Below are 7678 nucleotides of genomic sequence, written 5' to 3'. Positions count from 1 at the left end.
GGGCTTGGCGTCCTGGACCTCAGCTTCGGCGGACATGGATCTTGTTCCTCAGGCGAACGATGCGGCCGCGGGGATCGCTGGCGCTGGGCAGAAGCTCGGCCTCGAACCGCCAGGCCGACCGCGCCGCCTCAATCTCGGCGGCCACGTCCTGGCCCTTGAGGAAGAGGGCGGTGTTATTCCCGTCCAGCCAAGGCTTGGCATAGCCCAGCAGGCGCGTCATGGGGGCGCAAGCCCGGGCCGTCACGATATCCACATCCCGCGACAGGTTTTCCGCACGGTCGTTGTGAATCGTCGCCGGCAGGGCCAGCGCGCTGACCACCTCCTCCAGGAAGCGGCAACGCTTGGCCATGCTCTCCACCAGGTGGACGTGGAAGCCTTCGCGCCCCTGGCCGAGAATGGCCAGGACGATTCCGGGCAGGCCGGCCCCGGCGCCCAGATCCGCCCAGGTGCGGGCCTGCGGCGCCAACAAATTGAGCTGGGCGGAGTCCCAGGCGTGCCTTCCCCAGAAGTCCGGCAGGGTGGCCGGGCCGACCAGATTCATCCTTTGATTCCAGTCGGTTAGCAGGTCCCGATAGGTCCGAAGAGCCGAAATCTGGGCCTCCGAGGCGCCGCTGAGCCGCACAAATTCCGCCTCGTCGATGTGGGGTACGGCGCTGTGCGCCACAGAGGCGATTTTTTCGGGGTCGTTTTCGGCCGATTCCGCGGCCGGCAGGACGTTCGAGCTCATGCCGCCACCTTGCGTCGGACATGGGCCAGCAGGGCCGTCAGCGCGCCGGGCGTCACCCCTTCGATCCGGGCGGCCTGGCCAAGAGTCAGTGGCCGGACGGCGGCGAGCTTTTCGCGAACCTCGTTGGAGAGGCCGCCGACCCCGGCATAGTCCAGCTCCGGCGGCAGGCGCAGATCCTCGTCCCGGCGGAAGGCGGCGACATCGGCCGCCTGGCGATCGAGATAGCCGGCATAGCTGGCCTCGATCTCCAGCTGCTCGCGGATCTCCGGCGCCCAGGCGTTCAGCTCCGGCCAGAGGTTCGCGAGGTCTTCGAAGGCGATGGTGGGATAGGCCAGCAGCTCCACCACATTGCGCACCACCCCGTCGGCCTTGACCGGCAGACCCGCCTGGGCCGCCTTGGCCGGGGACAGGGTGAGGCGGGCGGCCGTCGCGCGGGCCTCGCCCAGGGCGGCGGCCTTGGCGCCGTAGGCCGCGGCGCGTTCGGACCCGACCACGCCCAGCCCCACGCCCTTTTCCGTCAGCCGCTGGTCGGCGTTGTCGGCCCGCAGGATCAGGCGGAACTCCGCCCGGCTGGTGAACATGCGGTAGGGCTCGGTCACGCCTCGGGTGACCAGGTCGTCGATCAGCACGCCGATATAGGCCTCGTCCCGGGCGAAGATGTGGGGCTCGGCCCCGCTGGCGGCCCGTGCCGCATTCAGCCCGGCCACCAGGCCCAGCGCGCCCGCCTCCTCATAGCCCGTCGTTCCATTGATCTGGCCGGCCAGATAGAGGCCCGGCAGTCGCTTGACCTCCAGCGTCGGGTAGAGCTCGCGGGGATCCACATAGTCATACTCGATGGCGTAGCCATACCGCTTCACCTGCACCTGCTCGAGGCCGGGAATGGTGTGCAGGAAGAGGTCCTGGGTCTCTTCGGAGACCGAGGTCGAGATCCCGTTGGGATAGACGGTGTCGTCGTCCAGGCCTTCCGGCTCCAGGAAGATCTGATGGCTGGTCTTGTCGGCGAAGCGGACCACCTTGTCCTCGATGGACGGGCAATAGCGCGGCCCCCGGCCGCTGATCCGCCCGCCATAGACCGCCGATTCCGACAGGCGCTCGGCGATGATCCTGTGCGTCGCTTCGGTGGTGTGGGTGATGCCGCAGGCGATCTGCGGCGTGGTGATCTCGCGCGTCAGGAAGGAGAAGGGGGTCGGCGGATCATCGGCGGCCTGCATCTCCAGCCGATCCCAGGCGATAGTCGTCCCGTCCAGGCGCGCCGGGGTGCCGGTCTTCAGCCGGCCCATGGCCAGGCCGCTGTCATAGAGGCGGTCGGCGAGGCCGATGGCTGGGGCCTCCCCGGCCCGGCCGGCGGGGATGCGGCGATCCCCCAGATGGATCAGGCCCTTGAGGAAGGTCCCGGTGGTCAGGACGACGCGGCCGGCGCTGTAGTCGGTTCCGCTGGCGCCCACGACGCCCACGACCCGGCCATCCTGCACGATCAGGTCCTCCACCGCCTCGGCCCTCAGGGTCAGGTTGGGGGTGGTCGCCAGCTCGGCCTGCATGGCCTCGCGATAGAGTCTGCGGTCGATCTGGGCGCGGGGGCCGCGAACGGCGGCGCCCTTGGAGCGGTTCAGCAGGCGGTACTGGATGCCGGCCTTGTCGCCCATCCGCCCCATGACCCCGTCCAGGGCGTCGATCTCCCGCACCAGATGCCCCTTGCCCAGGCCGCCAATGGCCGGGTTGCAGGACATCTCGCCGATGGTTTCCAGCTTGTGAGTCAGCAACAGGGTCCGGGCGCCGACCCGGGCCGCCGCGGCCGCGGCCTCACAGCCGGCGTGGCCGCCGCCGATGACAATGACGTCCCACGTCTGGGCGCCGGGGGCGGCGCTGGTTGACTGCTGGAGGGGTTGGATGTTCACGCCGTGACCTTGAATTCCGGTCGCCGCTGCGATCGCAGGGCGGCCCTCATATATAGGCGAGCCAGGGGTGGAGGTCGACGGGCGCCGAGGTCACACCTTCAGTTTGAAGGGGTCTGGCCTGGGGAACTCGCTGTTTCACGTGAAACATGGGGCCTGCCCCGGCATGACCGTTTCACGTGAAACATCACTTGCCGATGCAGAAGCTGGAGAACACCCTGTCCAGCACGTCCTCCGCCCCAATCCGCCCGGTAATGCGGTCCAGGGCCCGGGCCGCCAGCCGGACGTCTTCCGCGGCTAGCTCTGGGTGGGCGGTTTCGGCCAAGGCGCGCTCCAATCGCGCCGTCGCCTCGGTCAGCAGCTCCCGATGCCGCAGCCGCGTGGCCGCCGGGGGCTCGGCGCTTCCGAGATCGGCGGCGACCCGCTCGGCCAGGGCGGCCTCGAGCCAGGCCAGGTCATTAGGGCTGCGGGCCGTAAAGGGTGTGCCGATCCGGGTGGCAGGCTCACCCAGGTCGCGCTTGGTGGCCAGGATCAGGTCGCCCGGCCCCGCCTCCGCCGGCGGCTGGTGGCTGTCATCCGCCCCGCCGTCGAGAAGCCAGATCCGCAGGTCGGCTCCCTCCCCCCAGGCCCGCGCCCGGCGCACGCCCTCGGCCTCGATCTCGTCCTCCGTCTCTCGCAAACCCGCCGTGTCGGCCAGGATCACCTTGTAGCCGGCCAGGATCATGGGCACTTCGATGATGTCCCGTGTGGTTCCGGCTGTCGCAGTGACGATCGCCGCCTCGCGACGCGCGAGGGCGTTCAGCAGGGTGCTCTTGCCCGCATTGGGCCGGCCCATCAGGGCGATGCGATAGCCCTCCCGCACTCGGGCGCCGCGCTCTGCGGCCGCGGTGGCGGCCTTCAGCTCGGCGATCAGCCCCTCCAGCACCGGCGCGGCCCGAGCCGCCACATCGGCCGGCACCTCCTCGTCGGGAAAGTCGACCGCGGCCTCCAGCACGGCCAGGGCCTCCACCAGGGCCTCGCGCCAGCGGGCCTGGGCGCCGCTCAGCCGGCCGCCCAGTTGATCCAGGGCCTGACGCCGCTGGGCCAGGGTTTCGGCCTCGATCAGGTCGCCCACCCCCTCGGCCTGGGCCAGATCCAGCTTGCCGTGCTCGAAGGCGCGGCGGGTGAATTCCCCGGCCTGGGCCAGGCGGAGACCAAGCGCCGCCAGGGCCTCCAGCACGCCTTCGACCACGGCCGGGCCGCCGTGCAGGTGCAGTTCGGCGCAGTCCTCGCCGGTGTAGCTGGCCGGCCCTGGGAACCAGAGCACCAGGGCCTCGTCCAGCAGGGCGCCATCCGGACCGGTCAGCCGGCGCAGGCCAGCGGTCCGTGGCGCTGGCAGGCGGCCGCCCAGCTTCCGCAGGACCGCCCCCGCCTGGGGCCCGGAGATCCGCACCACGGCCACCGCCGCCCGCCCCGGGGCCGTGGCCGCCGCATAGATGGTGTCGCTCATTTGGGCCGGGCGCCGGCGCCCATGGCGCCCTCGGCCGCGGCCGTCATCAGCTTGCGAAACTGCTCCTGAGCGCCGGCGCCGAAGGTCGTCCAGGCCTTCACCAGTTCGTCGGGGGAGGCCATGGCCATGTTTTGCTCCAGCCTCGACTGCATCTCCTTGACCAGCCGCTCATTCAGCTCGGACACGTCGGGCAGGCCAAGAAAGGCCCGGGCCTCGGTGGGGGTGCAGTCGATCTCAACCGTCATCTTCATGGGAACCTCCGATGCGCCAGAAACCGGGCGCGGTGGCGACATTGTTATGATCGCTTGTTAGGTATGGGATCGCCCCTGGGACCAGCGACACCACATCCTAGGTCGGCGACAGTTGGCGGTCGAGGCGAGCCCTTGCGCCGCCCGACGACTTCAAACGCACGGGAGCAGCATATGGCCGGCCAGACCCTCGAAATCAAAACCCCAGACGGCGCCTTTTCGGCCTATGTGGCCAGGCCCGCCCAGAGCCCAGCCCCGGCCGTTGTGGTCATCCAGGAGATCTTTGGCGTCAACCAGGTGATGCGGGACATCTGCGATGACTATGCCGCCCAGGGCTATCTGGCCATCTGTCCCGACCTGTTCTGGCGGATCGAGCCCGGCGTCGACATCACCGACCAGAGCGAAGCCGAGTGGAAGAAGGCCTTCGACCTGATGAACGCCTTTGATCCTGACCAGGGGGTCCGCGACATCCGCGCGGTCATCGACACCATCCGCGGCCACGACGATTGCAGCGGCAAGGTCGGCGCCGTGGGCTATTGCCTGGGCGGCCTGCTGGCCTTCCTCACCGCCACCCGCACCGACGCCGACGCCAGCGTGTCCTACTATGGGGTGGGGATCGAGCAGCGCACCCCTGAGGCCGAACGCCTGGCCCAGCCGCTGATGATGCACATGGCCGAGGAAGACCAGTTTGTCCCCAAGGCGGCCCAGGAGCTGATCCTCGGCGCCTTGAAGAACCACCCGCAGATCCAGATCCACACCTATCCCGGCTGCGACCACGCCTTCGCCCGCAAAGGGGGCGAGCACTACAACGCGCAGGCCGCTGAGGCCGCCAACGCCCGGACGGCCGCCTTCTTCGCCGCGAACCTCCGCTGATGCGCGCCATCCGCATCACCCGCACCGGCGGGCCCGACGTGCTGGAGCTGGCCGAGATCGAGCGCCCTGCGCCCGGCCCCGGCGAGATCCTGGTCCGCAACCAGGCCATCGGCCTCAACTTCATCGACACCTATCACCGCACTGGCCTCTATCCCGTGAAGCTGCCCACGGGCCTCGGCATGGAGGGCGCGGGCGAGGTGGTGGAGGTCGGCGAAGGCGTGGATCGTTTCGCCGTGGGCGATCAGGCGGCCTATGCGTCCGGCCCCATCGGCGCCTATGCCGAGTTCCACGTGGTCAAGGCCGGCCGGGCCGTGAAGCCGCCCGCTGGGGTCGGGGCTGGGGTGGCCGCTGCCTGCCTGCTGAAAGGCATGACGGCGGAGTTCCTGCTCCGCCGCTGCTTCCCCGTCCAGGCCGGCCAGACCATCCTGGTCCATGCCGCGGCGGGCGGGGTCGGCTCCATCCTCGTCCAGTGGGCCAAGGCGCTCGGCGCCACGGTGATCGGCACGGTGGGGTCGGCGGAAAAGGCCGCACGGGTTCGCGAGCTGGGCGGCGACCACGTCATCCTCTATCGCGACCAGGATGTGGCCGCCGAGGTCCGGCGGATCACCGGCGGGGCCGGCGTGCCGGTGGCCTATGATTCCGTTGGCGCGGCCACCTTCGAGGCGACCCTGGGCAGCCTCGCCCGGCGGGGAATGTTTGTCTCCTATGGCAATGCGTCCGGTCCCGCCCCGGCCATCCTGCCGGGCCGCCTGTCGCAGCTGGGCTCGCTCTTCCTCACCCGGCCGACCCTGTTCGACTATGTGGCCACCACCGAGGAACTGGACGCCAGCGCCGCGGCCCTTTTCGGTGTGATCGCCAAAGGCCAGGTGCGGATCGATATCGGCCAGACCTTCCCCCTGGCCGAAGCCAAGGCGGCCCATGAGGCCCTGGAAGGCCGCCAGACGGTCGGCGCCTCGCTCCTCATCCCCTGACCAAGAACCCATAGAGGGACGCAGAGATGGGTAGCTTTTCGGCGTGGCACTGGCTGATCCTGGTGGTCTGGATCTTCCTGATCGTCTTCCCGGTGGGAAAGATCTTCGCCCGGCTGGGCATTCCCTGGGCTGTGGCCTTCCTGATGGTCGTGCCGGGCGTCAACCTGGTGATGCTGTGGATCGTGGCCTTCATCAAGTGGCCGCGGGACCACGTCCCGCCACCCCAGGCCTGATGTTTCACGTGAAACAGGGGCTGGGGCTTTGGCCGAAGGCAGAAAACAAAAAAGGGGACACAAAGAACACGAAGGTAGCCAAGGACACGAAGGCCTCAGCGGCCTCGTCTTGGTGTCCTTCGTGCCCTTCGTGTCGCCCCTTTAGAGCGCTAGCGGCGCAAAGGAACCAGGCAAGCGCGCGACCTCGGCCGCGCCGCCTTGCCCCTAGGTGTTCATCGACTGGAAGAAGTCGTCGTTATTCTTGGCGTTACGCAGCTTGTCGAGCAGGAACTCGATGGCGTCCTGCGCCCCCATGGGGTTGAGGATCCGGCGCAGCACATAGGTCTTCTGCAGCTGGTCCTTGGGCGTGATCAGTTCTTCCTTGCGGGTGCCGGACTTCAGCACGTCGATGGCCGGGAAGATGCGCTTGTCGGCGACCTTGCGGTCCAGCACGATTTCCGAGTTACCCGTGCCCTTGAACTCTTCGAAGATGACCTCGTCCATCCGGCTGCCGGTATCGATCAGAGCGGTGGCGATGATGGACAGCGAACCGCCCTCCTCCACATTCCGCGCCGCGCCGAAGAAGCGCTTGGGCCGCTGCAGGGCGTTGGCGTCCACGCCGCCGGTGAGCACCTTGCCCGAGGACGGCACCACGGTGTTGTAGGCGCGGCCAAGCCGGGTCACGGAGTCCAGCAGGATGACCACGTCGCGCTTGTGCTCGACCAGGCGCTTGGCCTTTTCGATGACCATCTCGGCGACCTGGACGTGGCGGGTGGCCGGCTCGTCGAAGGTCGACGCGATGACCTCGCCGCGCACGGTGCGCTGCATGTCGGTCACTTCTTCCGGCCGCTCGTCGATCAGCAGGACGATCAGATAGATTTCAGGGTGGTTGGCCTCGATGGACTTGGCGATGTTCTGCAGCATCACCGTCTTGCCGACCCGCGGCGGGGCGACGATCAGGCAGCGCTGGCCCTTGCCCAGGGGGGCGACGATGTCGATCACCCGGCCGGAGCGGTCCTTCAGGGTCGGGTCGTCGATCTCCATCTTCAGGCGCTCTTCGGGATAGAGCGGCGTCAGATTGTCGAAATGGACCTTGTGACGGACGTTTTCCGGGTCTTCGAAATTGATCTGGTCAACCTTGACCAGGGCGAAATAGCGCTCGCCTTCCCGGGGGGCGCGGATGGCGCCGACCACGGAGTCGCCGGTGCGCAGGCCGAACTTCCGGATCTGCGAGGGGCTGACATAGATGTCGTCGGGGCCGGGCAG

General features: G+C 68.7%; 8 protein-coding genes. 3 read left to right on the top strand and 5 right to left on the bottom strand.

Annotated features, from left to right (window positions below; translation table 11 throughout):
• Positions 1 to 19: 19 nt before the first annotated feature.
• The 4 genes from rsmG to Q7S93_RS09460 all read right to left on the bottom strand — a co-directional run bounded on the left by rsmG (position 20) and on the right by Q7S93_RS09460 (position 4359).
• A complete protein-coding gene (rsmG, locus tag Q7S93_RS09475; protein ID WP_304713639.1) occupies positions 20 to 727 on the bottom strand; it encodes a 16S rRNA (guanine(527)-N(7))-methyltransferase RsmG in 708 nt (235 codons plus the stop codon).
• Positions 724 to 2616: a tRNA uridine-5-carboxymethylaminomethyl(34) synthesis enzyme MnmG gene (mnmG, locus tag Q7S93_RS09470; RefSeq protein WP_304713640.1), complete on the bottom strand. Its 1893-nt coding sequence runs from the start codon at positions 2614 to 2616 to the stop codon at positions 724 to 726. Before mnmG ends, rsmG begins: the two co-directional genes overlap by 4 nt.
• A gap of 190 nt (positions 2617 to 2806) precedes the next feature.
• Positions 2807 to 4108, bottom strand: coding sequence for a tRNA uridine-5-carboxymethylaminomethyl(34) synthesis GTPase MnmE (gene mnmE, locus Q7S93_RS09465; RefSeq protein WP_304713638.1), 1302 nt, complete (start codon positions 4106 to 4108; stop codon positions 2807 to 2809).
• Complete coding sequence (locus tag Q7S93_RS09460) at positions 4105 to 4359, bottom strand: DUF6489 family protein (RefSeq protein ID WP_304713637.1); 255 nt, start codon at positions 4357 to 4359, stop codon at positions 4105 to 4107. Before Q7S93_RS09460 ends, mnmE begins: the two co-directional genes overlap by 4 nt.
• A 171-nt stretch (positions 4360 to 4530) precedes the next feature.
• Between Q7S93_RS09460 and Q7S93_RS09455 the strand changes: the two genes are divergently transcribed.
• The 3 genes from Q7S93_RS09455 to Q7S93_RS09445 are packed head-to-tail and all read left to right on the top strand — an operon-like array spanning position 4531 to position 6433.
• Complete coding sequence (locus tag Q7S93_RS09455; protein ID WP_304713636.1) at positions 4531 to 5229, top strand: dienelactone hydrolase family protein; 699 nt, start codon at positions 4531 to 4533, stop codon at positions 5227 to 5229.
• Positions 5229 to 6200, top strand: a complete 972-nt coding sequence (locus Q7S93_RS09450; RefSeq protein WP_304713635.1) for a quinone oxidoreductase family protein — start codon at positions 5229 to 5231, stop codon at positions 6198 to 6200. The genes Q7S93_RS09455 and Q7S93_RS09450 overlap by 1 nt, the downstream gene beginning before the upstream one ends.
• 26 nt (positions 6201 to 6226) lie before the next feature.
• On the top strand, positions 6227 to 6433 hold the full coding sequence (locus tag Q7S93_RS09445; RefSeq protein ID WP_304713634.1) for a hypothetical protein: 207 nt from the start codon (positions 6227 to 6229) through the stop codon (positions 6431 to 6433).
• A gap of 204 nt (positions 6434 to 6637) precedes the next feature.
• Here Q7S93_RS09445 and rho read toward each other — a convergent pair.
• The coding region (gene rho / locus Q7S93_RS09440; RefSeq protein ID WP_304713633.1) for a transcription termination factor Rho at positions 6638 to 7678 on the bottom strand (1041 nt) is incomplete at its 5' end.

This window comes from Phenylobacterium sp., from assembly GCF_030646615.1.
Taxonomy (GTDB): Bacteria; Pseudomonadota; Alphaproteobacteria; order Caulobacterales; family Caulobacteraceae; genus Phenylobacterium.
The sequence above is the reverse complement of the archived record's forward strand: the minus strand, read 5'-3'. Positions and strand labels throughout refer to the sequence as shown.

What these genes read in the sequence shown, in the direction of transcription:
- rsmG (WP_304713639.1), bottom strand. Translation starts at nt 727, where the DNA reads ATGAGCTCGAACGTCCTGCCGGCCGCGGAATCGGCCGAAAACGACCCC.
- mnmE (WP_304713638.1), bottom strand. Translation starts at nt 4,108, where the DNA reads ATGAGCGACACCATCTATGCGGCGGCCACGGCCCCGGGGCGGGCGGCG.
- Q7S93_RS09460 (WP_304713637.1), bottom strand. Translation starts at nt 4,359, where the DNA reads ATGAAGATGACGGTTGAGATCGACTGCACCCCCACCGAGGCCCGGGCC.
- Q7S93_RS09455 (WP_304713636.1), top strand. Translation starts at nt 4,531, where the DNA reads ATGGCCGGCCAGACCCTCGAAATCAAAACCCCAGACGGCGCCTTTTCG.
- Q7S93_RS09450 (WP_304713635.1), top strand. Translation starts at nt 5,229, where the DNA reads ATGCGCGCCATCCGCATCACCCGCACCGGCGGGCCCGACGTGCTGGAG.
- Q7S93_RS09445 (WP_304713634.1), top strand. Translation starts at nt 6,227, where the DNA reads ATGGGTAGCTTTTCGGCGTGGCACTGGCTGATCCTGGTGGTCTGGATC.